This is a genomic window from Paraburkholderia monticola (assembly GCF_001580545.1).
GTDB classification, from domain to species: domain Bacteria; phylum Pseudomonadota; class Gammaproteobacteria; order Burkholderiales; family Burkholderiaceae; genus Paraburkholderia; species Paraburkholderia monticola.
The window spans coordinates 1-25,162 of record NZ_LRBG01000017.1 but is presented as its reverse complement, the minus strand read 5'-3'; the positions used below and the strand labels follow the sequence as shown (position 1 = coordinate 25,162).

The 25,162-nt window shown below is 63.1% G+C and carries 24 protein-coding genes; 15 read left to right on the top strand and 9 right to left on the bottom strand.

From position 1 onward, the window contains the following. Nucleotides 1-27 precede the first annotated feature (27 nt). From CI15_RS16700 to CI15_RS16690, 3 genes are all read left to right on the top strand, one after another. Nucleotides 28-1,248 carry a XylR family transcriptional regulator gene (locus tag CI15_RS16700; protein WP_062129448.1) on the top strand — a complete coding sequence of 407 codons (1,221 nt, stop codon included), beginning with the start codon at nt 28-30 and terminating at the stop codon, nt 1,246-1,248. Between the two features lie 33 nt (nt 1,249-1,281). After that, nucleotides 1,282-2,385 (top strand): aldose epimerase family protein, encoded by a 1,104-nt coding sequence (locus tag CI15_RS16695; protein ID WP_062129447.1) that lies wholly within the window; start codon nt 1,282-1,284, stop codon nt 2,383-2,385. 151 nt (nt 2,386-2,536) lie between these two features. Next, entirely contained in the window at nt 2,537-2,839 is a 303-nt protein-coding gene (locus tag CI15_RS16690; RefSeq protein WP_062129446.1) for a DUF4148 domain-containing protein, read from the top strand. Nucleotides 2,840-3,013: 174 nt separating this feature from the next. Here CI15_RS16690 and CI15_RS16685 read toward each other — a convergent pair whose 3' ends face one another. Then, a complete protein-coding gene (locus CI15_RS16685) occupies nt 3,014-3,325 on the bottom strand; it encodes a DUF4148 domain-containing protein (protein ID WP_062129445.1) in 312 nt (103 codons plus the stop codon). On the opposite strand from CI15_RS16685, the gene CI15_RS37150 reads away from it, so the two are divergent. The 4 genes from CI15_RS37150 to CI15_RS16670 all read left to right on the top strand — a co-directional run bounded on the left by CI15_RS37150 (nt 3,233) and on the right by CI15_RS16670 (nt 5,559). Continuing rightward, nucleotides 3,233-3,493 (top strand): hypothetical protein, encoded by a 261-nt coding sequence (locus CI15_RS37150; RefSeq protein WP_162532570.1) that lies wholly within the window; start codon nt 3,233-3,235, stop codon nt 3,491-3,493. The two genes, CI15_RS16685 and CI15_RS37150, sit on opposite strands and share 93 nt — an antisense overlap. Next, the gene (locus tag CI15_RS16680; protein WP_062129444.1) at nt 3,474-4,295 is read left to right on the top strand and encodes an isocitrate lyase/PEP mutase family protein; all 822 of its coding nucleotides are present in this window, start codon (nt 3,474-3,476) and stop codon (nt 4,293-4,295) included. The genes CI15_RS37150 and CI15_RS16680 overlap by 20 nt, the downstream gene beginning before the upstream one ends. A 46-nt stretch (nt 4,296-4,341) precedes the next feature. Beyond that, nucleotides 4,342-4,737 carry a RidA family protein gene (locus CI15_RS16675; RefSeq protein ID WP_062129443.1) on the top strand — a complete coding sequence of 132 codons (396 nt, stop codon included), beginning with the start codon at nt 4,342-4,344 and terminating at the stop codon, nt 4,735-4,737. Between the two features lie 186 nt (nt 4,738-4,923). Next, nucleotides 4,924-5,559: a helix-turn-helix domain-containing protein gene (locus tag CI15_RS16670; RefSeq protein ID WP_062129442.1), complete on the top strand. Its 636-nt coding sequence runs from the start codon at nt 4,924-4,926 to the stop codon at nt 5,557-5,559. A gap of 169 nt (nt 5,560-5,728) precedes the next feature. On the opposite strand, the gene CI15_RS16665 is transcribed toward CI15_RS16670, so the two are convergent. After that, a complete protein-coding gene (locus CI15_RS16665; RefSeq protein WP_062129441.1) occupies nt 5,729-6,961 on the bottom strand; it encodes a PAS domain-containing protein in 1,233 nt (410 codons plus the stop codon). Nucleotides 6,962-7,195: 234 nt separating this feature from the next. On the opposite strand from CI15_RS16665, the gene CI15_RS16660 reads away from it, so the two are divergent. Beyond that, a complete protein-coding gene (locus CI15_RS16660; RefSeq protein ID WP_153041129.1) occupies nt 7,196-9,400 on the top strand; it encodes a multicopper oxidase family protein in 2,205 nt (734 codons plus the stop codon). A gap of 12 nt (nt 9,401-9,412) precedes the next feature. Further along, nucleotides 9,413-9,964 (top strand): hypothetical protein, encoded by a 552-nt coding sequence (locus CI15_RS16655; protein WP_153041128.1) that lies wholly within the window; start codon nt 9,413-9,415, stop codon nt 9,962-9,964. A gap of 173 nt (nt 9,965-10,137) precedes the next feature. On the opposite strand, the gene CI15_RS16650 is transcribed toward CI15_RS16655, so the two are convergent. Continuing rightward, nucleotides 10,138-13,149, bottom strand: a complete 3,012-nt coding sequence (locus CI15_RS16650; protein ID WP_062129438.1) for an FAD-binding and (Fe-S)-binding domain-containing protein — start codon at nt 13,147-13,149, stop codon at nt 10,138-10,140. A 45-nt stretch (nt 13,150-13,194) separates the two neighbouring features. Beyond that, nucleotides 13,195-14,232, bottom strand: coding sequence for a DUF1338 domain-containing protein (locus CI15_RS16645; RefSeq protein WP_062129437.1), 1,038 nt, complete (start codon nt 14,230-14,232; stop codon nt 13,195-13,197). 126 nt (nt 14,233-14,358) lie between these two features. On the opposite strand from CI15_RS16645, the gene CI15_RS16640 reads away from it, so the two are divergent. Next, complete coding sequence (locus CI15_RS16640) at nt 14,359-15,291, top strand: LysR substrate-binding domain-containing protein (protein WP_174543236.1); 933 nt, start codon at nt 14,359-14,361, stop codon at nt 15,289-15,291. 3 nt (nt 15,292-15,294) lie between these two features. Here CI15_RS16640 and CI15_RS16635 read toward each other — a convergent pair whose 3' ends face one another. Both CI15_RS16635 and pcaQ read right to left on the bottom strand, forming a co-directional pair. After that, nucleotides 15,295-16,422: a 4-hydroxyphenylpyruvate dioxygenase family protein gene (locus tag CI15_RS16635; protein ID WP_062129435.1), complete on the bottom strand. Its 1,128-nt coding sequence runs from the start codon at nt 16,420-16,422 to the stop codon at nt 15,295-15,297. 146 nt (nt 16,423-16,568) lie between these two features. Then, nucleotides 16,569-17,591, bottom strand: a complete 1,023-nt coding sequence (pcaQ, locus tag CI15_RS16630; RefSeq protein ID WP_062129434.1) for a pca operon transcription factor PcaQ — start codon at nt 17,589-17,591, stop codon at nt 16,569-16,571. 111 nt (nt 17,592-17,702) lie between these two features. Between pcaQ and pcaH the strand changes: the two genes are divergently transcribed. Together pcaH and pcaG are read left to right on the top strand one after the other, a co-directional pair. Continuing rightward, nucleotides 17,703-18,407 carry a protocatechuate 3,4-dioxygenase subunit beta gene (gene pcaH / locus CI15_RS16625; protein ID WP_062129433.1) on the top strand — a complete coding sequence of 235 codons (705 nt, stop codon included), beginning with the start codon at nt 17,703-17,705 and terminating at the stop codon, nt 18,405-18,407. Nucleotides 18,408-18,410: 3 nt separating this feature from the next. Further along, on the top strand, nt 18,411-18,998 hold the full coding sequence (gene pcaG, locus CI15_RS16620) for a protocatechuate 3,4-dioxygenase subunit alpha (RefSeq protein ID WP_062129432.1): 588 nt from the start codon (nt 18,411-18,413) through the stop codon (nt 18,996-18,998). A 184-nt stretch (nt 18,999-19,182) separates the two neighbouring features. Here the strand turns inward: pcaG and CI15_RS16615 are convergent, their stop codons facing one another. Further along, nucleotides 19,183-19,449 carry an H-NS family nucleoid-associated regulatory protein gene (locus tag CI15_RS16615; RefSeq protein WP_062129431.1) on the bottom strand — a complete coding sequence of 89 codons (267 nt, stop codon included), beginning with the start codon at nt 19,447-19,449 and terminating at the stop codon, nt 19,183-19,185. A 475-nt stretch (nt 19,450-19,924) separates the two neighbouring features. On the opposite strand from CI15_RS16615, the gene CI15_RS16610 reads away from it, so the two are divergent. After that, nucleotides 19,925-20,563, top strand: a complete 639-nt coding sequence (locus tag CI15_RS16610; protein WP_062129430.1) for a LysE family translocator — start codon at nt 19,925-19,927, stop codon at nt 20,561-20,563. A gap of 72 nt (nt 20,564-20,635) precedes the next feature. Here CI15_RS16610 and CI15_RS16605 read toward each other — a convergent pair whose 3' ends face one another. Further along, a complete protein-coding gene (locus tag CI15_RS16605; RefSeq protein ID WP_062129429.1) occupies nt 20,636-22,270 on the bottom strand; it encodes an acyl-CoA synthetase in 1,635 nt (544 codons plus the stop codon). Nucleotides 22,271-22,455: 185 nt separating this feature from the next. Here CI15_RS16605 and CI15_RS16600 point away from each other — a divergent pair, with 185 nt between their 5' ends. Then, nucleotides 22,456-23,196, top strand: a complete 741-nt coding sequence (locus CI15_RS16600; protein ID WP_062129428.1) for a Crp/Fnr family transcriptional regulator — start codon at nt 22,456-22,458, stop codon at nt 23,194-23,196. On the opposite strand, the gene CI15_RS16595 is transcribed toward CI15_RS16600, so the two are convergent. Then, the gene (locus CI15_RS16595) at nt 23,193-23,567 is read right to left on the bottom strand and encodes a transposase (protein WP_062129427.1); all 375 of its coding nucleotides are present in this window, start codon (nt 23,565-23,567) and stop codon (nt 23,193-23,195) included. The two genes, CI15_RS16600 and CI15_RS16595, sit on opposite strands and share 4 nt — an antisense overlap. 295 nt (nt 23,568-23,862) lie before the next feature. On the opposite strand from CI15_RS16595, the gene CI15_RS16590 reads away from it, so the two are divergent. Continuing rightward, the gene (locus CI15_RS16590) at nt 23,863-24,984 is read left to right on the top strand and encodes a porin (protein ID WP_479494851.1); all 1,122 of its coding nucleotides are present in this window, start codon (nt 23,863-23,865) and stop codon (nt 24,982-24,984) included. The last annotated feature ends 178 nt before the right edge of the window (nt 24,985-25,162 follow it).

The following is a 25,162-nucleotide window of genomic DNA, read 5'->3' as shown; positions in this document are numbered from 1 at the left end:
CCATCGATCCACCCGCCGCTTACCGCCATGACCCGTCCGCAAGCACCTCAGACGACCCATCGGATCGCGCTGCTGTTCAACGCGAACAAGGTCTACGATCGCGAGATCATCACCGGCATCGGCAACTACCTGCTGTCCACACGCGTCGCGTGGGACCTGTTCCTCGAAGAAGATTTCCGTTGCCGGCTCGCGGGTATCCAGCGCTTCGACGGTGACGGCATCATCGCCGACTTCGACGACCCCGCCGTCGACGAAGCCCTGCGCGACTGCCCACTGCCGGTGGTCGCCGTCGGCTCGTCGTATGAGGATCCGACGCAGTACCCCCCGGATTTACCCTATATCGCGACCGACAACAGCAAGCTCGTCTCGCTCGCGTACACGCATCTGATCGGCTCGGGTCTCGAAAACTTCGCGCTGTACAGCCTGCCGCAGGCGCAGGAAAACCGCTGGGCGCAGCAGCGCGAACTCGCGTTCGCGCATCTGCGCAGCGCGGACGGACGCAGTGCCGCGCAGATCGATAGCGAGATCTATCGCGGTCTGTCGACGAGCGCGACGTCATGGAACCAGGCGATCGAACAGCTCACCGCATGGCTGCGGCAATTGCCGAAGCCGGTCGGCATCATCGCGGTGACCGACGCGCGGGCGCGGCATTTGCTGCAGGCCTGCTTGATCGCCGGCATTCCGGTGCCCGAGGAAGTGGCGATCATCGGCATCGACAACGATCCGCTCACGCGTACGTTGACGCGCATTCCGTTGTCGTCGGTGATCCAGGGTACCGAGGAAATGGGGCGCACCGCCGCGCACATCCTGCATCAGATGCTGCATGGCGCACGCTTTCCGGGGCGCCGCATTCTGGTGCCCCCGGTCGGCATCAACGTGCTCGAATCGACGCGGCATCAACCGCTCGCGAGTCCCTACGTGATGCGCGCGCGCCATTTCATTCGCCAGTACGCGTGCCAGGGCATCCGTACCGAGCAGGTGGCCGACTATGTGGGCGTGTCGCGTTCGTCGCTCGAAGAGTACTTCCGGCGCGAGCGCCAATGCACTGTGCATCAGGAGATCCTGCGCCACAAGCTCGACGTCGCGAAGTCGCTGCTCGCGAAGCGCGATGCGTCGAGCGCGGAAGTCGCGATTCGTTGCGGCTTCACGTCGTTGCAATACATGTACGCGGTGTTTCGCCGCGAACTCGGCTGCACGCCGCGCGAATACCAGGAGCGCGTGGGCCCGAAGGCAAAAACCGCTGGCTGAGCATGCACTTCTATTTTTCTTCGCACTGACCACATGATCAGCATCGCACAACTCTCTTCCGAGCCATGGGGCACGCTGCAGGGCGGCGATCGCGTCCGGCTCTACACGCTGCGCAATGCGCACGGCATGAAAGTCACCATCAGCGACCTCGGCGCGACGCTGGTCTCGTGGCATGCACCGGATCGCTCGGGACGTCTCGGCGATATTCTGCTCGGCCACGACACGCCCGCCGAATACGTCGCGGTCACGACCTACATGGGCGGATTGATCGGCCGCTGGGCGAATCGCATTGCGGACGCGCGCTTTTCGCTCGATGGGATCGAGTACACGCTCGATCGCAACGAAGGTCCGAACCTGCTGCATGGCGGCACGGTCGGTTTTCATCGCGCGCTGTGGGACGTCAGCGAGGACGAGGGCGCATTGCTGATGCGGCTCGAGTCGCCTGAAGGCGATGCCGGCTTTCCGGGCAACGTGACCGTGCAAGTGCGCTATTCGCTCGACGACGACGGCACGCTGACGATCGGCTACGAAGCGATCACCGACGCGCCGACGCCGCTCAATCTGACCAGCCATCCGTACTTCAATCTGACCGGACGCGCGGGCAGCGACATTCGCGGTCACGTGCTGTCGATCGATGCCGAGCGTTTCTTCGAGGTCGACGCGACGATGATTCCGTGCAAGCTCGCCGACGTCGCGGGCAACGCGTTCGACTTCCGGCAGAGCGCACCGATCGGCGGGCGGCTCGACTGGCCGCACGCGCAGCTCGCACGCGCCGGCGGCTTCGATCATTGCTACGTGTTGCGCGAGGCACCGGCAAGCGCGGCAAACGCGGCACACGGCAACGACGGCAACGCGCCGCGGTTGCGCGAAGTAGCCTGCGCCTACGATCCTGGCAGCGGACGCGAGCTGACCGTCGCGACCGATCAGCGGGGCCTGCAGTTCTATACGGGCAACGCGCTGAACGGCAATGCGGGACGCGGCGGCGTTCGCTATCAACGGCATGCAGGGTTGTGCCTCGAGGCGGGCGGCTTTCCGAACGAGGTGAATATGACCGGACAGGACGCCGTGATCGTGCGACCCGGTGATACTTACCGGCAAATCACGACTTACCGCGTCGATGTGCGCAAAGGCGTGTGACCGGAGCGAGATTACAGCTCGCCGACTGGTTGTTCTCTGCAATACTGAATTAGCCGACTAGTGGTTTTCCCCGAATGCACTCACTCCTAGACTGCGTCTATGGCATCCGTATTGCTGCGGTGCCGGATAGACAACTAGGGAGGGAAATATCATGAAATCGCTTATCCAGGCCGTTGCGCTTGCGGTCGTGATCGCCGCACCGGCAGCGGCATTCGCGCAATCGGATCAGCCGATCACGCGCGCCGAAGTCAAGGCAGAGGTCCAGCAACTCGAACAGGCGGGCTACAACCCGGCCACCGCGCGCGATCCCCAGTATCCCGCGGACATTCAGGCGGCCGAGGCGCGCGTCTCCGCGATGAAGGGCCAAGGCGACACGTCGGGATACGGATCGTCGACGGGCGGAACGTCGCAATCCGGTCAACATCCGATGTGGGTCAATCCTGACGGTCAGTGAGGCGTTGCGAACCATAACGTGAGTTAAGGGCCCTTTCGACCTTTTCCATCCTTTGGCCCTTTCCGCCTTTGCGGCTTTCGCCATTTCGATCGACACGAAGCGAGCCATGCTTTCGGGCATGCGCTCGCTTTTTTGCGTTCATACGGCAAGCGAGATCGTGCCGCGAGAGCCGACTCAGCCAGAGCGCGCCTGCGGACATTCCGCCTGATACCAGATCTCCACCTGTCGCTGCGCGCGTTCGAGACTCGCCGGATAGTCGGGATCGAAGCGTCGTTCCGGGTGGTAGCCCGCCTGCTGCAGCGCCGACAGTTCGCTCATGCTCCGCTCGTGCGTGGCGGGTGCCTTGTTCTTGAGATCGGTCAGGTCGCGGCATTGCGTTGCACTGAGATGTGTTTGCGTGCCGCCATTCCCGCCGCCCGCGGCACAGCCAACGAGCGTAAGCACCAACGCGGCAAGAATCGACCGCATCTGCGTCGCGATATTCATTTCCTGTCTCCTCGCGGTCAAGCAACTCTTGAATTATTCGAAACGCCGGCGAAACTCGCCACTATTTTCATCGACCGTGCATTCGATACGGACATAGACTTTCCCCTGGTGAATGCCGATTTGCTCTCTCACTTCATGGAGAAATGCGATGCCCCGCACCGCCGCTGAAAAACGCGCCGCCTTCCGCGCGCTGCACTCGTCCGGATGTTTCGTGCTGCCCAATCCGTGGGACGCGGGCAGCGCCCGCTATCTGCACACGCTCGGCTTCAAGGCGCTCGCCACCACGAGTTCCGGTTTTGCGTGGTCGACCGGGCATGCCGACAACGCACTGCCGCGCGAAACGATCCTCGCGCACCTGCGCGCGATCGTCGACGCGACCGACCTGCCGGTCAACGCCGACTTCGAAAACGGCTTCGGCCGCGATCCGGAAGAAGTTGCCGAAAGTGTGACGCTGGCGGTGGCAACGGGTGTCGCGGGTCTGTCGATCGAGGACTCGACCGGCGACCACGCCGCGCCGCTCTTTGCGGTCGACGTCGCCGTGCAGCGGCTCAGCGCGGCGCGGCGCGCGATCGATCAGACCGGCGGCGACACGTTGCTGATCGGGCGCGCAGAGAACTTCTTCGCGGGCAAGCCCGATCTCGACGATGCGATCGCGCGTCTGAAGGCCTATGCGGCGGCGGGCGCCGACTGCCTGTACGCGCCCGGCATTCAGACGCGCGAGCAGATCGAAGCGGTGGTTGCCGCCGTCGCGCCGAAGCCCGTCAATCTGCTGATCGGCTCGACGTCGGACCTGACGCTGCAGGACGTGGCCGCGCTCGGCGTGCGGCGCATCAGCGTCGGCGGCGGCCTCGCGCGCGCGGCGTGGGGTGGCTTCATGCACGCTGCTCAGGCGCTGGCCGATGGCCGCTTCGACTTCACGGGCGCGGCGGCCGGGACCCAGCTCAACGCGCTTTTCAACCGCGATGCGTGAAGCGTTGCGACCACCCGAAACCTTGTCTCTATAGCAGGAGAGCGCCATGCCTCGCGAAATCATCCGCGTCGAACCGTTGTCGACTTACCTCGAAAAATTGAAAGCGCCGACCTCCGCCGTCACGCGTCACGGCGATACGGTCTACGTGTCGGGTTTTCCGCCGTTCGATCCCGAGACCGGTGAAGTGGTCAACGCGCCGATCGAGCGGCAGACCGAACTCGTGCTCGAACAGATGAAGCTGTGTCTGGAGACAGCCGGCTCGTCGCTCGATCACGTGCTCAAGTGCAACGTCTATTGCACGTCGGTCGAGAAATTCGCCGCGGTCAACGCGGTCTACAAGCGCTATTTCCCGGTCGATCCGCCGGCCCGGATTTTCGTCAGCGTGCCCGCCTGGTTCGGGCCTTTCGACATCGAGATCGATTGCATCGCGGCCGTCAAATAGACGCTTCGCTGTTGCGCGACAGGCGTTCGGACGACGTGTCGAGTTCGCCGCAAAGCTCTGGCGTTTCCGATGAGAAAGCCGCACGAACGCCTGAATGGGCGTACCAAAGCACCCGCCGCGCCAAATGTTATGATCGGAAACATTATTCGCTCCGATCCAGCGCGCACCCGCACAGCAGCAAGCCTCATGGACACCCACCTCACCAAATCCGCCGACGCGTCTTCCACCGATCTCGGCCGGCGCGTGCGCGCCGCCCGTCAGGCGCAGGATCTGACGCTCGAAACCGCGAGCCGCCTGTGCGGGGTCTCGCGCTCGACGCTGTCGAAAGTCGAAAACGGCCTGATGTCCCCCACTTTCGACGTGCTGCAAAAAATCGTGCTGGGCCTGAAGATCGAAATCGGCGAACTATTCGGCTCGACGCCGAAAGTCAGCGCGAGCGGCCGGCGCGCGCTGACGCGCAAGAACGAAGGCCAGCGTCACGCCTATCGCGGCTATCAGATGGAGTTGCTCGCCACCGACCTCGCGCACAAGGCGATGCTGCCGTTTCGGATCCGCATCTCGGCGCACACGCTCGACGCCTTCGACGACTGGGGCCGCCACGAGGGCGAGGAGTTTCTCTACGTGATCAGCGGCAGCGTATGTCTCTATTCAGAGCTGTATGCGCCGACGCATCTGAATGCGGGCGACAGCCTCTATTTCGACAGCCGTACCGGGCACGCGGCGGTGTCGACCAGCGAGGAAGACGCCGAAGTGTTGTGGATGGCGACCAACGCGGACCTGCCGCACACGCCGCCGACTGGGAACGAATCGGCGAAGAAATAGGTTTTTCGCGGAATTCCCGGGGGAGGGCTCTGTTCGCCCCACTGCCGTCAGTGTCCTGCGATCTTCAGATGCCCGGAAAACGCAACGTCAACGTGCTATCCGGACAGTTTCCTTTCCACCATGCCCGCGCTCATCAAAGACAGTTCGCGCGGCTCCATTCGCATGCAGATCAACTCCGCGCTCGAAAACTGTCGTCCTCGGGGCATCGAACGTAAAGCGAACCCGACGTATGCATTGTCGAGCTCAAAGCGATAAGACGTTCGAAATCGCGTAGTCCAGAAGCCCCCGTTTTTCTCAGAACGGTGCGAATCTGGCTGCGTACCGTGTCGAGCGATACGCGTCGGGTACGCGCGACGTCTTCAGCCGTTACGCCGCCCGCCAGGGCGACCGCGACTTCCGCTTCAGCGCGAGTGAGTCCGAACAGATCGATGAGCAGCCCGACGGGCGGCGATGACGGCCTGAGCAGATGGCGCGTGAGCACGGTCGCCGCGCCGTGGACGACGCCCGTGCCCATATTCGGCTGCGTTGACGAAGACAGGTGTCGCAGAGCGGGGCACACCAAAGCCGACAGCATGGTGGAATCGCCTGGCGACACGCCTGGACGCGCGTGGATTTGCATGCCGCCACCGGCACCGCCTCGGGAGGCGGCGGCCACCAGGCGGCAAAGCTGCGCATCGTCGTCGGGATGCCGCGCGAAAAGTCGGAATGCGCTCGTGACGGTTCCGGGCCGAGGCCGTCCTGAAGAGAGCCCAGATTGCGAATCGCTTAGCAACGCTGCGGCTTCCGCGTTGTTGTAAAGGATCCGCATTTCCCTGTCGACGACAATGACGCCAATCGGAAGGGCATCGAGCGCGCCAGCGCCAAGGCTTGATGTGGTGGGCACTAGCCGGGCGCGCATCTGAAGCCCGCGCTGCAAATGCGGAAGCAACTGGGAGAGAGTACGTTTGTCCTCTTCACTAAATGGCCGCGATGCGGCATCCCGGTGCAATCCAAGCGGAATGACCTTCGATACACTGATCAGGCCGCCGATCATGTAGCGTCGCGAGCTCTTGCGACCGAAGTCGCCGTAGAACTCGCTTTTCACATAGCTGGCGTCCGGAACAATCTCGTGACCGAGCCGGACGTCCCCCCGCCGGCGCACGGTTTCCTCGACACTCACCTCGCGCGCGGATGCACGATAGGGATCAAGAAGAACATACCTCGACGCGTATTCTTCGTCATACGAATCATGCCGCATCAGAAGGTTGCCCGGCATGCCACCCTCGTCCGCGAACCACAACGTCGCACGTTGTGCCTGCATAAGCGCCATCAGTTTGTCACCCACATCCTGCCAGCTCGCACCTTCGTTGAGCGCGGCAGCATAGATCAGATCGACAGCTTCCAGGAGTTCGTTACGTTGCAAGGGAGGCTCCGTGTGTGGAGGCCATTCAACGCGACCATCACCATTTCTGGTGATGCCAAAGTGCGCTCAATCTTACACACTTTGTTTGATCTCCACTGAGTTAAGGCCATGCCTCGAATTGCACGGTTTGCGAAGTGGGCGACGGCAATTGGCGCAGGGCATCAAACCCAAAAAGGCGAACTTCAGACCTTAGTCATCCGCAATAAAGCAGGCAGTAAATGAAGGAGAGATGCCATGTCCCAAGATGCGGCAGAACATCGGAAACCGCCAACAAGGTCTCGACCAGGGATGATCGCCTTGACCGTTGCTGTCGTGTCGTCGATCTTTTTCGCGCATGGCTGCCAGAGCGACATTGATAGCCCTCCCACTGTCGTTGTGCAGACGAAACTGGATGGAACGTGCCTTCCGAAGTTCGTGGTCAGCCTGCCGGTGTTCGGACCGGCCGGCTCAATACCGCGCGTGGATGCCGCTGCTCACCCCAATCTGACCGTCACCATGATGGAGACCAGTCAGCAGGTGCTGCCTCAAGGTTCCTACCCGCAATGCGGCTCGGGCGTCACGTTGGGTCCGACACGCGTGTGGACATACCAGACCACCGATTCCGGCACAGGCACGGTGCTGGGTCCAGCCCACTGGCCGGCGGTCACCATCGTGGCCCAGCGCGGCGTCCCGACTCAGGCCACCTACGTCAACAAACTGCCGAGCTTTGATCCGGCGAACCCCAGCGGCCCTGGGCTGGTTCAAGGAGAACTGCCATTCGACCAAACCGTGCACTGGGCCGATCCGTTGAAGGGCGGTTGCGGGATGGCGATGCAGAGCACTGGCGTCAGTGCGCCATGCAAGCAGAATTACATCGGACCGGTTCCCGCTGTTGTCCACTTGCATGGTGCTGAAATTCCCGCCGCCTACGACGGCGATCCGGAATCGTGGTTCACGCCAAACGGACTGAAAGGCGCGGACTTCCACACGATCGGCAGCCCCGCTCCCGGCACGGCGATCTATCGATATCCAAATTCGCAGGAACCAGGCACGCTATGGTTCCATGATCATGCTCTGGGCGTCACGCGTCTGAACGTCTACGCGGGGCTCGCGGGATTCTATTTTCTCAAGGACCCCAACACGGAGCCGCAAGGCTATCCCAGCGGTCCCGACGAAATTGAAATGGCGGTACAGGACCACATGTTCGACACGCATGGTCAGCAGTACCTGCCAACCCAGCAGCCTTCCCTTAATCACCCATTCTGGAGTCCGATTTTCGAGGGCGATGTCGCAGTCGTGAACGGGGCCGCCTTCCCTTACCTGAACGTCGAGCCGCGACGTTATCGCCTGCATATCCTGAACGGCAGTCTGAACCGCGGATATACATTCGTCTTTGGCAAGGTGCCCGTTTATCTGGTCGGAGCGGATGACAACTATTTCGACAAGCCTGTTCCGCTTACGGCTTCTTCGGATGGTACGTCCGGGGGGCTACCTGTATCGCCAGGAGAGCGGGCCGACATCATCGTCGACTTCTCCAACTTTGCCGGCCAGACGATCGAAATGACGAATTCGCAGCGCGGCCAGGACGTTCAACTGCCCGACATCATGCAATTCCGGGTTGCGGCGTCGACATCGACGCCTGATACCAGTTGTGATCCCGCAAACCCGGACGCGGCGTCCGGGCTTTGCGCGAGGAAAATTCCGATCGTTCGTCTGACCGACGGAAACGGCAACGTACCATCCGGAGTGAAAGTCGATCGTGTCAGGCAGTTGGTCCTTTACGACCACGTCGAGACGTCTGGTGGCCCCGTCCCCACGGAAATCAAAGAGTATGTCAATAACACCACGTGGAACGGTCTGGAGTCGGTCGCCATCGCCCACGATTTCCCGAGCGATGGCATCAGCGAACTGCCACGCGTGGGTTCGACGGAAATGTGGGAAATCCTCTATCTGTCGACGATGCCTGGGGCCAGCCATCCGGTTCATCTCCATCTGACGCAGTTCCAGGTGCTCAATCGTCAGGCCGTCAATACAGCGCAATATCTGTCGGACTGGACCAAAGCATTCGGTGCGGCAGGAAGCAGCCCAACGCCTCTGCCGGCGGGATGCACGGCCGGCACGTACTGCGCCGACTATGGCCCTCCGCTCGACTACTCAACGCCCAATAAAGACGGTGCGCTTGGCGGCAATCTTCCCTTCAGTGGCTACCTGGAAGGCGCCACCATCCCCCCAACGTCTGGGGAATCGGGATGGAAGGACACGGCGGATGCACATTCAGGACAGGTGCTCAGAATTCTCGTGCGATGGACGCCTTCGAGCGTTCCTCTAACTGCCAACCAATCCGACGCGGGACAAAACCTGTACGAGTTCGACCCGACGCAGGGATATTACGTGTGGCACTGTCATGTCCTCACGCATGAAGACAATGAGATGATGCGGCCGTATCGCGTGACGAATTGAAGGTGGATTGATATGCACTCCGTCCTATCGTCACGTCTGAAGCCGCACGCTTACCGGCTTCACGGTTCTATAGAGGCTGCAAACGTCGTTGCCACGCATCCTGGTGGCCGCTCCGCGAGCATGAAACGGCTAACGGGTCACTTGCTGGTCGCGATGGCATTTGCCTTCCTTGCCGTCGCGACATCCATGCGTACTCCGCTCGAAAATGAAGTGACGGTCTACATGTTGTCTTGTGACGGAGAACCGGTCGACGGTGTCTGCTACGGCAAGGATAAAACGTACCCGCCTTTCACGTACAAGGTGTCGGTTGACCAACATTCCGTGTGGTATTGGACGATGGGTGATCCGGGTATGCGACGTGAGCTTTCGTTCTGCGCAGTTCATGACACAAACAGTTGGTTGTGCCAGTGGAACAGCGATGAAACTCCGAAGACAAGCTTCGGGATGGTGTCCGGAAAATACGTGGAGATCGCAACCTGCGTGACGGATACGACTCACCGACCTCCAATTCAGGTACCGATGTGGCGCTGGTGGCTTGTACGGTTGCGCGAGAAGCTCTCCTGAAGGCTTTGTGATAGAGCTTCTGTTGTGCGCACGTTTGTTCAGTTCCAAATGACTGCCATGGGGAGAGAGAACAGTCCGCAAAGAGGTCGACGATACCCGTGACTGAACGCGTAAGCTACCGTCCACAGCGGACAGGCAATGATCGGCCTGCGGCGGCCGCGACGCGCCCGCACTCAGCGCGCCGCCAGCGCCCGTTGTGCCAGTTGCGCGATATGCAGCGCGTGTCGTCCCGTGCCGTGCACGATCTGCTCGCGGCAACTGAAGCCGTTGGTCAGCACGATCGTTGCCGCATTCGCCGCGGTGGCCTCGCGCACCGCCGGAAACAGCCTGTCCTCGCCGATCTTTTCCGACATCGCGTGATGCTCGACGTTGAAGCCAAACGACCCCGCCATCCCGCAGCAGCCGGTATCGAGCAGCTTCCATTTGACGCCGAGCTTGTTCAGCAACGCCGTATCGCCCTGCATGCCGAACAACGCCTTCTGATGACAATGGCCGTGCACGATTACATCGGCGGCGAGCGTCGGCCACTCGAACGGCTGACGCGCGACGAAATCGGAAAACAGATACGTTTGCGCCGACAGCTTCTTCGCCAGCGCGTGATCGGGGAGTTGCTTCAGCAACTCGTCCTTGAAGACCGATAGACAGCCCGGTTCCAGACCGACCAGCGGCACGCCGGCGGCGATGTCGTCCGCGAGGTCATCGACGATATGCGTGAGCAGTTCGCGCGCGCGTTCGAGCAGGCCGAAGTCGTACAGCGGGCGCCCGCAGCACAGACGCTTGTTCGGCAGCACGACATGCCAGCCGAGTTGCGTGAGCACCTCAGCTGCGGCCTGGGCGATCTCGGGCGTGAAGTGGTCGTTGAACGTGTCCACCCACAAGATCACTTTCTTAACGTCGTCGCCACGCGCGTGAATCGCGGATGCTTGCGACGACGCGCTCTGTCTATAAGTCCTGGCGGCAAAGCGTGGCAACGCGCGAGTTTGCGCTACGCCCGCCATCCATTTGCCGAGCGCGGACAAACCGGGCGCCGTCGTCAGAAAGTTCGTCACACGCGGAAAACGCGCGGCCCACGGCGCCCATTCGCCGATCCGCCCCATGAACAGCGCCTGACGCGGCCGACGATTGTTCTCATAGTAGTGCGCGAGAAACTCCGCTTTATACGACGCCATATCCGTATGCGTCGGGCAATCGGACTTGCAGCCCTTGCACGCGAGGCACGTGTCGAGCGCTTCTTTCACCTCGCGACTGTTCCAGCCATCGGCGATCACGTCGCCTTGCAGCATTTCCCAGAACAGATGCGCACGTCCGCGCGTCGAGTACTTTTCTTCGCGCGTCGCGCGATAGCTCGGGCACATCGTGCCGCCTTCGAGCGAGCGGCATTTGCCCATGCCGATGCAGCGTTCGATCGCACGCTGAAAACCATCGCCTTCCTGGCTCGCGAACGCAAGCTTCGTGTGCAGCGTCACCGGCTTGTAGGCGGGCCCGATGCGCAGGTTTTCGTCGGCGCGATACGCGTGCACGACCTTGCCCGGATTCAAGCGATTCGCCGGGTCCCAGATCGCTTTGAACTGTTCCATCGCCTGCATCAGTTCGGGGCCGTACATGATCGGCAGAAACTCGGCCTTCGCCTGGCCATCGCCGTGTTCGCCCGACAGCGAGCCGCCGAATTCGACCACCAGTTCCGCTGCTTCGCGCAAGAACCGGCGCCACGTCGCGATACCTTCCGCGCTGCGCAGATCGAACGTGATGCGCGCGTGCACGCAGCCGTCGCCGAAATGGCCATACAGGCTCGTCTCGTAGCCATGGCGGTCGACGAGCGCCTGAAATGCGCGCAGATAATCGCCGAGCCGCAGCGGATCGACCGCCGCGTCTTCCCAGCCGACCACCGGATCCGGCTTGTCGCGATCCACCGACAACGCCACCGCCGACGCACCCGTCTCGCGAATCGACCACACCTTCGCCTGCAACGCGCGCTCTTCGACGAGCATCGTCGAGATCTCCGGCCCCGCCGCGCCCGACTGAAAATACGTGGCGGCGGCCCGGGCCTGTTGCAGCACCTCGTCCTGGGTATCCGCGCCGAACTCGAGCACGACCCATGCATCGCCCTCGGGCAATAGCGCGATCTCTTCCTTCTTCAGGCCGCGCGCCTGCAAGCCGCGAATGATCGCGCGGTCGAGTCCCTCGATCGCAATCGGTCCCCAGCGCGTGAAATGCGGCACGGCGTCCGCCGCCGTGTAGATGTCGGTGAAGCCGACCACGACGATCACGCGCCTCGCCGGACTCTTCACGAGACGCACTTTCGCCTGCAACGTCACCGCGCACGTGCCCTCGCTGCCGACCAGCGCACGCGCGACGTTGAAGCCGCTTTCCGGCAGCAGTTGATCGAGATTGAAGCCCGACACGCGCCGCTTGATCCGCGGATATTTCGCGCGAATCTGTTCCGCGTAGGTATCGCGCAGTTGCTTGAGCGCCGCGTAGATTTCGCCTTGCCGGCCGCCCGCGGCGATGATGCGTTCGAGTTCCGGTTCGGATGTCGGGCCGACCCAGAAGCGCGCGCCGTCGAAGGTCGCGATTTCGAGCGCCTCGATGTTTTCGACCGTCTTGCCGGCCATCACGGAATGCGCGCCGCACGAGTTGTTCGCGATCATGCCGCCGAGTGTGCAGCGGCTATGCGTGGCCGGATCGGGCGCGAATGTGAGGCCGTGCTGTTCGGCGGCATTGCGCAAGGTATCGCACACGACGCCCGGTTCGACGATCGCCACGCCCGCACGCGGATCGATCGAGACGACGCGGTTCACATACTTGCTCGCGTCGGTCACGACCGCGACGTTCACGCACTGGCCGTTCTGCGAGGTGCCGCCGCCGCGCGCGAGAAACGGCACGTCGTGGCGCCGGCATGCGGCGAGCGTCGCGAGCAGATCGTCGATATCGGCGGGCACCACGACACCGAGCGGCACTTGCCGATAGTTCGACGCATCCGATGCATACAACGCCTTGGAGCCCTGATCGAATCGCACTTCGCCGCGCACATGGCGGCGCAGGTCGCTTTCGAGCGCCTGCAACAGCGCGGCGCTGCCTACGAAAGGCGTGGCGACGCGCGGTTCATCCGATGCGCCGCGCTCGTCCGCGACGCCTCCCTGCGCACCAACGCGCCGCGCTTCATCCGATGACAATGACGTCCCCACTGCGCACCTCGTCTGCGATGCCGGCGCCCGCGCCGCCGTGTGCGCTCAGGCCGCCTGGCTTGCGGTCATCCGGAAGATGCCCTGTGCGTTGCCCGCGTCGAAACGCAGGTCCGTTTCCCAGCGGCGCGCGTCCTGATCGAAACTGCGCTTGCGGGTGATGAATTCATAGAACGAGCCCGGCACGTCGCGCGTGACCACGCTGCCGTCGGCCGCGCGAAATTCGCGCCGCACGATATCCGCGCGATACGCGGTCTGGAACACGCGCCCGGAACGCGAATGCTCGACTTCCGGCTTCATCGGACGACCCTTCGCCTTTTCTTCGTCCGACAGCTTGAACACGTCCGCCACGCGATCGGTCGCGTGGTTGAACGCGTTGCCTTCGGTCGCGATCCACGCCATTTCCGCCGATTCCTTCAACAATACTTCGTAATCGGCTTCGCGGGGCATCTCGTGCTGACGCGCGAACGCACCGACGATCACGGGTAGCAACTCGTGCGCCGCGTCGAGCGGCAGCACGCCGTCGCGTTCGAGCTCCCATAATTGGCCGCTCGCGCGCGGCGTCAGCGGATCGCGCGACGCGCCGATCACGTTCGTCACCGCCTGCTGGAACGCCGCCGAAAAACGCTCCGGATGCAGTTCGCTGACGAAGAACTGCGCGATCTCGTCGGGCGCGTCTTCATGCGCCCAGGCGCGGCCGGTCATGCCGAGACGATCGAGCGGATAGCGGCCGTTGATGCGAAAGCCGAGCGGCCGCAGGATGCGCGCGAACGCGGCCTCGCCGGGCGGCAGCGCGCCGCTGTGCGGCCAGCGCACGGTACGCAGCGCGCCATGATCGAAATACACGCTGCCGCCGGCGGCGACCGTTTCGTCCGTATAGCGACGGCCGTTCTGCGAGCGCGCGAGCAGGTCGTCGAACAGCGCCATGTTCAGCGCCTGGGCGAGTTCGGCGCGCGTCACGCTGCCGCTTTCCCACTCGTTCAACACATGAGGATGATTCAGCGTCGCGAAAAGCCGCGCGGTTTTCTCCGCGCCCAGCAGCTTCAGCAGCAGTTGTTCGACGTTCGCATTGTTCAGGTTTCGCATCCGGCATCTCCGCGCTATCCGTTGAGCACCCGCACGGGCGCCTCATCACGGGCGAGATTATTCAAAACCCGCTGCGTCCCCGTAAAGCGAGATAAAATCGCCACTTGATGCGTTTTTGGAATTAACGTGCGAAAGTTCAAGATTCCCAACATGGGCGCGCTGCTCGCGTTCGAAGCCGCCGCGCGGCACGAGAGCTTCACGCATGCGGCGCGCGAGCTGTTCCTCACCGAAAGCGCGGTGTCGCGACAGATCAATACACTCGAAAGCAATCTCGGCGTGCGACTGTTCGTGCGCGTCAAGCAACGCGTGGTGCTGACGCGCGCGGGCAAGGTGTACAGCGCGCAGGTGCGGCGCTCGCTCGAACAGCTCGATCGCGACACGCTGTCGATCATCGCGCACGGCAGCGGCGGCGGTTATCTGGAACTCGCGGTGTTGCCGACTTTCGCATCGCAATGGCTGATTCCGCGCATGGCCTCGTTCAACGAGCAATACCCGGACGTGCGCGTGAACATGGGCGTGCGCACCGGGACATTCCCATTCGCCGACACGCCTTTCGAAGCGGCGATTCACTACGGCAAGCCGACATGGCCCGGTACGTCGGCGGATTTTCTGTTCCGCGAGGACGTGGTGCCGGTGTGCGCGGCGAGCCTGCTGAAGCGTCGAGTCCGCAACGCCGCCGAACTACTCAACTATCCGCTGCTGCATTCGACGACCCGACCCGACGGCTGGGCGAGCTGGTTCGCCAATCTCGGCGTCGACGACAACCGCACGATGCAGGGCGTGCGCTACGAATTGCACACGATGCTGATCAGCGCGGCCGCCGCCGGACTCGGCATTGCGCTGGTGCCACGCTTTTTCGTCGACACGCAGTTGCAGCAGTTCGGCCTCGTGATTCCGCTCGACACACCCGCCGTCGCCGATGCCGCGTACTACCTCGTGTATCCGACCGAGTTGAGTCACGGCAAACCACTCGCGAGTTTCCGCGAGTGGCTGCTGCGCGAAGCGAGCGCGTATGGCGCGATTTATCCGGAGTTGGCTCAGCGGCCCGACGGGGCGTGAAATTCAGCTGCCCGTGCGCGCCTGCGCGAGGGCGGCGAGATTGCCTTCGCCGAAGCCATGATGCCCCCGGCGCTGCACGATCTCGAAGAAGATCTCGCCGGCGCGGCGGCGCACGAAAGTCTGGAAAAACAGCAGCGGCACGCCGTCCGCGCCGACCTCGCCATCCACGAGCACATGCGTGCGACGCAGCCGCTCGACATCCAGACCATGGCCCGGCAAACGCGCATCGAGTTGATCGTAGTAGCGCGGCGGGGGCTCGACGAATTCGACGCCGTTCGCCAGCAGATGCTCGACGCACGCGAAGATGTCGTCGGTGGCGAGCGCGATGTGCTGCACACCTTCGCCCGGATGATCGGGCAGATATTCGTGCATCAGGTTGGTCCGGCGCGTGCCTTCCTCGTAGAGCGGCACGCGGATCGCGCCGCACGGCGACACCATCACGCGTGATTCCGCCGACACGTGCCAGTTCGCGTGCAGCTCGTGAATCTCGCGGAAATTCAGCAGGTCGCGATAGAAGTCGATCCACTCCTGCATGCGGCCTTCGCCGACGGTTTGCGTCAGATGGTCCACCGCGCTCAGGCCGCTGCCCGTGTGATTCAGATCGGCTTCGGCCGTGTCGATTTCGATCGGCCGGAAGTCGATGTCGAAGATCGAGATATCACCGAGGCCACCGCGCTGACCGCCGCGCCCGCGCCAGCGATCGACGAAATAGATGTGCGAATCGCCGATGCCCTGAATCGCCGGAATCAGCAACTCGCCCGCGCCGAGGCGCTCGCCCTCGAACTCCCACGCGCCGAGTTCCACCGCGCGCTCGAACGCGCGCTGCGCGTCGGCGACGCGAATCCCGATCGCGCAGATGCCGACCCCGTATTCCTCCGCGTAGCGCGACGCGAACGAATCGGGCTCCGCGTTGATCAGGAAATTCATCTCGCCCTGACGATAGAGTGTCACATCCTTGCTGATATGGCGCGCGATCGCCTTGAAGCCGAGCCGCGTGAAGGTCTCGCCGAGCGCCTTTGGATCGCTTGCGGCGAACTCCACGAACTCGAGGCCGGCGGTGCCGAGCGGATTGTGCTCGGGTGCCAACACGGCGCGCTGCGCGGCCTCGGGAGTGGGCAAGTCGCTGGGCATGGCAATCTCCTTGTACGGTCTTTCGATGCGGTGGCCGGTGTTTCCGGGGTTCGGCGGCTTTCGCACCGTGTTTTTACACCGGGTCGCGGGGCGTTCGCAACCGTCCTTTTGTACCGGTTCGTTCATCACTCGAACGGCGTGCCGTCTCAATCGAGCGGCGCGTCGCCTGGACTGCCTTTGTGCGCCGATTTGCCTGCGGTTTTGCCGATGCTTTTGCCCGCCTCCTTACCCGAGACGGCTGACATTCTGGCCCGCGCAACCTCGCGCACCGCCTCGATGAACGCGTGCCCCACCGCCGACGGCTGGGTATCCGAGCGCCGAATCAGCCCCACCGGCTCGCCGGTGCCTGCGAAGGGCAGCGGCAAACGCACCAGCAAGCCATGTGCGAGCTCGTATTCCACCGCGCTTTGCGGCACGAACCACACCGCGCCGTTCTCCAGCGTCAGCGCGCGCCCGGTCGATACCGACAACACCTCGACGAACGCGGACAAAGGCGGCACGCCCCACGCGGCAAGCAGGCTCTCGGCCGACTGGCGAATCAGCGTGCCGAACGGCGGTAGCACGATCGGAAATGCCTCCAGCGACGTCGCCGGCAAAGCCGCCCCTTGCGCGAGCGGATGTCCGGCCCGCACGACCGTGATCAGCGGCTCGGTAAAGAGCTGCTCGAAGCTCAGGCCGACCATGCGCTCGGGGTCCGCGAGGCGGCCGATCGCGAATTCGATCGAGCCCGCTTTCAGGCGTTCGAGCAATTCGGGATTCGCGCCGGTGGCGAGGCGCACGATCACGCGCGGCCATTGCGTCGCGAACTCCCTGAGCACGGGCGGTATCAGCACCGCGGCGACGGTCGGCAGCACGCCGACTTCGAGCGTCGCGGCGGCCGCGCCCCCGCCGTGCGCAAGCAGATCGACGCCCTGACGCAGCGCGCTCACACAAGCGCTCGCGTGCGGCATGAAAAGCTGCCCCTCGCGCGTCGGCACCGCGCCGTGACGGCCGCGCTCGAACAGCTTCACGCCGAGAATGGTCTCCAGCTCGGCGACCGTCTTCGATACCGCCGGCTGCGTGATGGACAAGCTGTCAGCCGCCCGCTGGACGCTGCCGAACTGCGCGACGGCCAGAAAGCACTGGAGATGACGGAATTTGACGCGGCTATCCGCGAGACTTCGTTGCATAACGGAAGGTTATACGAAACGGGCAAAAACGTCATTTTGCATAACCGCACGCTTTGTATAAAGTGCGAGTCATAACGTCGCATCCCACGATTCCTCCAACGGAGACACCTCATGGAAGATTCAATTCTCTCCCCGCGAGACTTCGCGTCCCATCCCGAGTACATCTACCCGCCGTACGGTTCGTCGGTCAAACGCGGCCCGACGCGTCCGCTGATTCCGCTGAAGGAACGGCTGCGCGACCAGCGCGTGCCGGTCTATGGCACCGACGACCTCGATCCGCTCGACAACGATCTGACCCGCAACGCGGCGCGCAATGGCGAACCGCTCGGCGAACGCATCATCGTGACGGGCCGCGTGCTCGACGAAGGCGGCCGCCCGGTGCGCAACACGCTCGTGGAAGTCTGGCAGGCCAACGCGGCCGGCCGCTATGTGCACAAGGCCGACCAGCACGACGCGCCGCTCGACCCGAACTTCCTCGGCGCGGGCCGCTGCATCACCGACAACGAAGGCCGTTACCGCTTCCTGACCATCAAGCCGGGCGCGTATCCGTGGGGCAACCATCCGAACGCATGGCGTCCGCAGCACATCCACTTCTCGCTGTTCGGCGACCACTTCGGCTCGCGTCTCGTCACGCAGATGTACTTCCCCGGCGACCCGCTGCTCGCGTTCGATCCGATCTACCAGGGCACGCCGGCCGATGCACGTGAGCGCATGATCTCGAAGTTCTCGCTCGACATTACGCAAGAGGCCTATGCGCTCGGCTACGATTTCGACATCGTGCTGCGCGGCCCGAACGAAACCCCGATGGAGCGCTAAGCCATGACGACCCTCAAGCAAACGCCTTCGCAAACCGTTGGTCCCTACTTCGCCTACGGTCTTTGCCCGCAGCAATACGACTTCGACTACAAGAGCCTGTTCACGAACGTTCTGGCGGATAGGGAAGCGGCCGGCGAGCACATCACGATCGTCGGTCAGGTGTTCGACGGCGACGGCAAGGTCGTCGGCGACGCGATGATCGAAATGTCGCAAGTCGACTCGAACGGCCACTATCCGGAATCGCGCGAGGAAATCCTGAAGACCGGCTTTCACGGCTTCGCACGCGTCGGCACCGGCACGGACGCGCACAAGCGCTTTATCGTCGAGACGGTGAAGCCGGGCCGCGCGAGCCCCGGCGACGCGCCGCACATCGACGTGATCCTGACGATGCGCGGCATGCTGCTGCACACGTTCACGCGCATCTATTTCGAGGACGAAGCGCAGGCGAACGGGCAGGACGCCGTGCTGGCGTCGGTGCCGGCCGAGCGGCGCGACACGCTGATCGCGCGCCGCGTTTCCGGCACGGCTAACGTGTATCGCTTCGACATCCACATGCAGGGCGATAAGGAAACCGTGTTTTTCGACCTGTAATGCGCGATCGGGTCATACGCGGATGTGAAGCGATTGTTTTTTACTTTCATATCGCTTTCACATAAAGTGCGCATGATCCGTTACGCGACTGGATCGCGAAACTCCAAGCAGTAAATATTGAGCCCGCCTTGTGCGGGCTTTTTTTTCGCACGTGGGGCGCGCGTGCTGGTCCTGGCGCGCGTGCTCAGCAGCGGAAGTGATCGATGCTTTGTCCCGCGTGAATCGCGCGCGCGAGCCAGGCCGGTTTATCACCGCGACCGTCCCATGTGTTACCGAATGCGTCGCGATACCGCACCGCGGCCACCGCATTCGCATCGGCTTCGAGCGATTCGGCCAGCGCTTCCATCGTGATGTTGTGGTCGTCCATGCGTCGGCGGATCCACGCGATCATGCGCTCGCGCAGGTTCTCATCGCGTTCGAACAGTCGTTGTTGCGTTTCTCGTTCTTTCATAACGTATTGGTGTCGCAGCTCTTGCTGGCATTAGACAAACAGGCTTCTCGCAATACAACGCGAAGCCTGTGCGTAATTCAATTTGAACGGAAGCAATTCGACGAATTCACGCGATCCTTGCAAATGCGTGGAAACCCGCATTCGCAAATGATGCCTGTCAAATCCTGAATTTAAGCGCCTGAGTTGAAGCGCTGGGATCAAGCGAATCGGCTACTCGAAGAATCGACGTGGCTCGAATTGCGCCCGTGTTTCGCCTGATGGGTCGCCTCGTTGTTGCGAGGGAGCTTCGGCGTATGGAAAGTCATTCTAGCATTCGACGAATTTTGGTCGCAGCAAAGAACTTTTTCCAATTGTATTTATTGCGGGAATGTCGACTCTTCAGTAATCGTGGCCTCCGCCTCGCAATTGACGGACAATGCGAGACTCGATTCTCGCCAGAAGGTCCGATATCGGCCCGCCATCAGGAGACACGACCATGCCCGCTTCAACCGCCATCCTCACGATCCTCGCCGCGCTGCTGCTAGGCGCGATGAGCCCGGGGCCGAGCTTCGTCATCGTCGCGCGCAACGCGATCGGCCTGTCGCGCGGCGACGGTCTCGCGACGGCGCTCGGCATGGGGATCGGCGGCGTGTTTTTTAGCGGCATCGCGCTGCTCGGGCTCTATACGCTGCTCGCGACGGTCGAATGGCTCTACGTCGGGCTGAAAGTGGCCGGCGGCGTCTACCTCGTGTATCTCGCGTCGAAGATCTGGCGTGGCGCCGCGAAGCCGCTCGCGTTCAGCGAGACGCAAACCGGCAGCGGCGGCAATCCGCGCAAATCGTTCTGGATCGGCTTGAGCACGCAGCTCAGCAATCCGAAGACGGCCGTCTATTACGGCAGTATCTTCGCCGCGCTGCTGCCGCAGCATCCGCCGCTGTGGTGCTATTTCGCGCTGCCGCCGGCGATCTTCGCGATCGAAGCGGGCTGGTACACGATCGTCGCGCTGTGCTTTTCGAGCCAACGGCCGCGCGAAATCTATCTGCGCTGGAAGGCTTGGATCGATCGCATCGCCGCGGGCGCTGTGACCGCGCTGGGCTTGCGGCTGATTCTGAACGCGCACAAGGTGGGGATTTGACGGCAACATGAGGCGGCGCGCAACGTCGTGAGTCGAAGCGCGCCACCGTAAAACGCTGACAACCGTCGTGCGTTATCCCTTTCCCTCCGCCTTGATCCGCGCGCGCAACTCGAACTTCTGGATCTTTCCCGTCGACGTCTTCGGCAACTCGCCAAAGCGCACCGCCTTCGGCAACTTGAAGCCGGCGAGAAACAGCCGGCAGTGCGCGATGATCTCCTCCTCAGTCACCTGTGCGCCTTCCTTCAGCTCGATGAACGCACACGGCACCTCGCCCCACTTCGGATCGGCCATCGCGACGACCGCCGCCACCGACACCGCCGGATGCCGATACAGCGTGTCCTCGACCTCGATGCTCGAAATGTTCTCGCCGCCTGAAATGATGATGTCCTTGCTGCGATCGCGGATGCGGATATAACCGTCGGCCGTGCGCACGCCGAGGTCGCCGGTGTGGAACCAGCCGCCATTGAACGCCGCGTCGGTCGCGCGTTCGTTCTTCAGATAGCCCTTCATGCAGATGTTGCCGCGGAACATGATCTCGCCGATCGTCTCGCCGTCGTCCGGCACCGGCGCGAGCGTGTCGGGATCGAGCACCGCGACCGCCGCCTGCAGGTGATAGCGCACGCCCTGGCGCGCGGTCAGCTCGGCGCGGGTTTGATCGTCGAGCGCGTCCCATTCTTCCTGCTTCGCGCAGACGGCCGCCGGCCCGTAGGTTTCGGTGAGTCCGTAGACATGCGTCAGATCGAAGCCGATCTGCTTCATCTTCGCGATCACCGCGGACGGCGGCGCGGCGCCCGCGACCATCGTCGACACACGATGCGTGATGCCCTCGCGCCATTCGGCCGGTGCATTCGCGAGCGAACTCTGCACGATCGGCGCGCCGCAGTAATGCGTGACGCGCTCGCGGCGGATCAGCTCGAACACGGTCTTCGCATCGAATTTGCGCAAGCAGACGTTGACGCCCGCTCGCGCGGCCACGGTCCATGGAAAGCACCAGCCGTTGCAATGAAACAGCGGCAGCGTCCACAGATAGACCGCGTGCTTCGGCATGTCCCATTCGAGAATGTTGCTGAGCGCGTTCAGATACGCGCCGCGGTGATGGTAGACCACGCCCTTCGGATCGCCGGTCGTGCCCGACGTGTAGTTCAGCGCGATCGCGTCCCATTCGTCGGCGGGCGCGGTCCAGTCGAAGGACGGATCGCCGCTTTGCAGGAACTGCTCGTAGTCCGTCGCGCGGATGAATTGCGCGGCGTCGGCGGGCTGTGCGTCGGCCACGCTGATCACGCGGAGGTCCGGGAATTCGAGCGCCGCGCGATGCGCGAACTCGCCGTATTCGGTATCGACGATCAGCGCCTTCGCCTCGCCGTGGCGCAGCATGAACAGCAGTGTCGCGACGTCGAGCCGCGTGTTCAGCGTGTTGAGCACGGCACCCGCCATCGGCACGCCGAAGTGCGCTTCGACCATCGGCGGGATATTCGGCAGTAGCGCGGCGACCGTATCGCCTCGGCCGATGCCGGCTTGCCGCAGCGCGCTCGCCAGCCGCCGTGCGCGCTCGTAAGTCTCGCGCCAGTTGCGGCGAATCTCCCCATGGACGATCGCGAGCCGCTCGCCATACACTTGCGCTGCGCGCACGAGGAAATCGATCGGCGTCAACGGGACGTAATTGGCTTCGCGCCGCCCGAGGCCTTCGTCGAACATGTGCTGTGTCATTGCTTCGTCTCCTGAGGCGCCAGCCGCGCCGCCGATTGTCGTGATCGTGTTCTGATGGATGAATCAGGGGCTAGCCTAGCAATTGTCGTCACGAACTGTCTGTCATTCAAATGACAGAGTGGCGCGGCTGGCGCCTCGCCTTGACCCGGCTCAGCCGGAACTGCTTCCAGGCCCCTTTATCGCCGATGAACGACGCTCCGCTCACCGACCGCGGCGACACCCGCCCACCCCAACGTGTCGCGACCGCCGAACTTGCGCGGCTGTTCGCGACGTGCGCATGGTTTCGCGCGCTCGCCGCCGACCATCAGGCGATGGTGCTCGCCAGCGCGCACGCCGAGCGTCTCGAAGGCGGCGCGTGGATCGCGCGTCGCCAGGAACCGTCCGACTATTGGATCGGCGTGCACTCCGGGCTCATCAAGCTGGCTATCTACAACGCGTCGGGACGCAGCTGCACGCTGTCGGGCGTGCCGCCGGGCGGCTGGTTCGGCGAAGGCAGCGTGATCAAACGCGAACTGCGCAAATACGACGTGGCCGCGATCCAGCCGTCGCTGGTGATGTTCGTGCCGTCCGAGACTTTCCATGCGCTGCTCGAATCGAGCCTGCCGTTCACGGGCTTCGTGATCCGCCAACTGAACAACCGGATGGGGGAATTCATCGCATCGATCCAGAACAGCCGGCTGCTCGATGTGGACGCGCGTGTCGCGCAATCGCTCGCGCAGTTGTTCAACCCGGATCTGTACCCCGACACGGGCCGCACGCTGGCCATTTCGCAGGAAGAAGTCGGCTTGCTCGCCGGGGTGTCGCGGCAGCGGATCAATCAGGCGCTGCAGAACCTCGAGAAGCTGCGGATTTTGCGTCTGTCGTACAACCAGATCGACGTGCTCGATCTCGAGCGCCTCTCTGCTTACGGGCGTGAGCAGATCTAGCGGCGCGACTGGCTTGAGCTACCCCGTGCGCGCGCCGCCCTGCGCGTCGCGCGCGTTGCTACAGCGTCGTCGGTTTTGAACAGCGCGAGCATGATCGCGCTCAACACGCCCGATCTTTTCCACCGCAGATAGTAGCGATGCGCAGTCTGGTACGGCGCGCAGTGCTCGGGCATCGCGCTCCACGGCGCGCGCGTGTGCAACACCCACATCACGCTGTTGAGCACGAGGCGAATGTCGATTGGCGGACGACCACGGCGCGGTCTGTCGCTCAACGCTTCAGGCAACAGCGGCGCGACGCGCTGCCATTGCTCGTCGGTCAAGTCCGGAACGACCGGCCAGGTCGCGATCGATTGGGAAGATGGGCTATTCATGCCGGAAAGCGCTCACGCGCACAACGGGTTCAGGCGTCGCTGCGAAAGTCAGGTCGATTCGTCTAAGCATTCGAGACTACTCGAAGCTTGCCTGGGTGAAAGTGAACTTTTGTCAGCCAGACCGACGCAATTGTCAAAAATGGCAATAGGTTATTGCGTCAAAGCGCGGAGGAAGCCAGGTGGACCGTGGTCTATCATCGGCGCGCCCGGCGCCGCCGCCCCTCGGCGTGCGCCGCGTCTGAACCAGAAAAAGCTCTCTCCACCCGCAGGACATCCATTGAGACCCATCCGCTATATCAAGACGGCGGCGCTCGTCGGCAGCGCCGCTCTTGCCGTGACTTCCGAACACGCTTCGGCGCAAAGCTCTATTACGCTGTACGGCGTCGCCGACGTCAGCGTGCGCTACCTGACGAATTCGAACGCCCAGAACGACAATCGCCTGTACATGACCAACGGCGCGATCACCAATAGCCGTTGGGGTCTGCGTGGCTCGGAAGATCTCGGCGGCGGACTGAAGGCGATTTTCGATCTGGAAAGCGGGATCAATCTGCAGAACGGCTCGGCAACGGACAGCCAGCGCATCTTCAATCGCAATGCCTACGTCGGCGTCAGCAGCCCGTACGGCACGCTGACGCTCGGTCGCCAGAAAACGCCGCTGTTCGACCTGCTCGGCGACACCTACGACCCGCTCACGGTCGGCAACTACAACGAGAACTCGTGGCTGCCGGGCGCGCTCGGCGCGGGGCTGTACGCGGACAATGCGGTCAAGTACACCGGCACGTTCAACGGCCTGACGGTGGCCGCGATGTACTCGTTCGGTACGAACTCGGAATCGACCGGCGAGGACGGCTTCTCGGGCCAGATACCGGGCCACCTCGGCGCGGGCAATATGTACGGCTTCACGCTGTCGTACGTGACGGGGCCGCTGTCGGTCGCGGCCGGCGTGCAGCAGAACAGCGACAACAGCAATCACAAGCAGACCATCTTCAACGCGAACGCGGTCTATGCGTTCAGCTCGACGAAGCTGTACGTCGGCTATCTGCATTCGAAGGACGACACCGGTTTCGTCGACAGCGCGCTCGCGCAGCAGACGCTGGTGCCGGGCGTCGATATCGTCAAGGGCTCGGGCCGCATCGACAACGGGCCGTTTGCCGGCGTCACGTGGCAGACCACGCGTGCGCTGACGCTGACGGGCGCCGCGTACTACGACCACATGTCGAACGCGGCGATCGGCGACGGTCAGCTCGGCAGCGGCTATCGCTACACGTTCGTCGCACTGGCCGAGTACGCGCTGTCGAAGCGCACCGAGGTGTACGGCACCGTCGATTTCAACAAGGTGTCGGGCGCGGCCTCGGTCGAACTGCCGGGCCGCGACAACCAGACCGGCGTTGCGCTCGGTCTGCGGACGATTTTCTGAACGGCTGAATCATCACGGCAAAGCGGCGTCCCCAGGTGAAGTGACCCCGCAAAGTTGGACGGCCAGGTAATACTAGCCGACGACTGTCTCTTATACACATCTGACGCTGCCGACGAGTGCTTACGTGAACATGCGGGGTTGCGCGATGATCCTCAGAAGACAGAACTCCTCACCACCC

Excerpts from the sequence above, each read along its gene's own strand:
- CI15_RS16700 (WP_062129448.1), top strand. The coding sequence starts at position 28 with ATGACCCGTCCGCAAGCACCTCAGACGACCCATCGGATCGCGCTGCTG.
- CI15_RS16695 (WP_062129447.1), top strand. The coding sequence starts at position 1,282 with ATGATCAGCATCGCACAACTCTCTTCCGAGCCATGGGGCACGCTGCAG.
- CI15_RS16690 (WP_062129446.1), top strand. The coding sequence starts at position 2,537 with ATGAAATCGCTTATCCAGGCCGTTGCGCTTGCGGTCGTGATCGCCGCA.
- CI15_RS16685 (WP_062129445.1), bottom strand. The coding sequence starts at position 3,325 with ATGAATATCGCGACGCAGATGCGGTCGATTCTTGCCGCGTTGGTGCTT.
- CI15_RS16680 (WP_062129444.1), top strand. The coding sequence starts at position 3,474 with ATGCCCCGCACCGCCGCTGAAAAACGCGCCGCCTTCCGCGCGCTGCAC.
- CI15_RS16675 (WP_062129443.1), top strand. The coding sequence starts at position 4,342 with ATGCCTCGCGAAATCATCCGCGTCGAACCGTTGTCGACTTACCTCGAA.
- CI15_RS16670 (WP_062129442.1), top strand. The coding sequence starts at position 4,924 with ATGGACACCCACCTCACCAAATCCGCCGACGCGTCTTCCACCGATCTC.
- CI15_RS16660 (WP_153041129.1), top strand. The coding sequence starts at position 7,196 with ATGTCCCAAGATGCGGCAGAACATCGGAAACCGCCAACAAGGTCTCGA.
- CI15_RS16655 (WP_153041128.1), top strand. The coding sequence starts at position 9,413 with ATGCACTCCGTCCTATCGTCACGTCTGAAGCCGCACGCTTACCGGCTT.
- CI15_RS16645 (WP_062129437.1), bottom strand. The coding sequence starts at position 14,232 with ATGCGAAACCTGAACAATGCGAACGTCGAACAACTGCTGCTGAAGCTG.
- CI15_RS16635 (WP_062129435.1), bottom strand. The coding sequence starts at position 16,422 with ATGCCCAGCGACTTGCCCACTCCCGAGGCCGCGCAGCGCGCCGTGTTG.
- pcaQ (WP_062129434.1), bottom strand. The coding sequence starts at position 17,591 with ATGCAACGAAGTCTCGCGGATAGCCGCGTCAAATTCCGTCATCTCCAG.
- pcaH (WP_062129433.1), top strand. The coding sequence starts at position 17,703 with ATGGAAGATTCAATTCTCTCCCCGCGAGACTTCGCGTCCCATCCCGAG.
- pcaG (WP_062129432.1), top strand. The coding sequence starts at position 18,411 with ATGACGACCCTCAAGCAAACGCCTTCGCAAACCGTTGGTCCCTACTTC.
- CI15_RS16615 (WP_062129431.1), bottom strand. The coding sequence starts at position 19,449 with ATGAAAGAACGAGAAACGCAACAACGACTGTTCGAACGCGATGAGAAC.
- CI15_RS16610 (WP_062129430.1), top strand. The coding sequence starts at position 19,925 with ATGCCCGCTTCAACCGCCATCCTCACGATCCTCGCCGCGCTGCTGCTA.
- CI15_RS16605 (WP_062129429.1), bottom strand. The coding sequence starts at position 22,270 with ATGACACAGCACATGTTCGACGAAGGCCTCGGGCGGCGCGAAGCCAAT.
- CI15_RS16600 (WP_062129428.1), top strand. The coding sequence starts at position 22,456 with ATGAACGACGCTCCGCTCACCGACCGCGGCGACACCCGCCCACCCCAA.
- CI15_RS16595 (WP_062129427.1), bottom strand. The coding sequence starts at position 23,567 with ATGAATAGCCCATCTTCCCAATCGATCGCGACCTGGCCGGTCGTTCCG.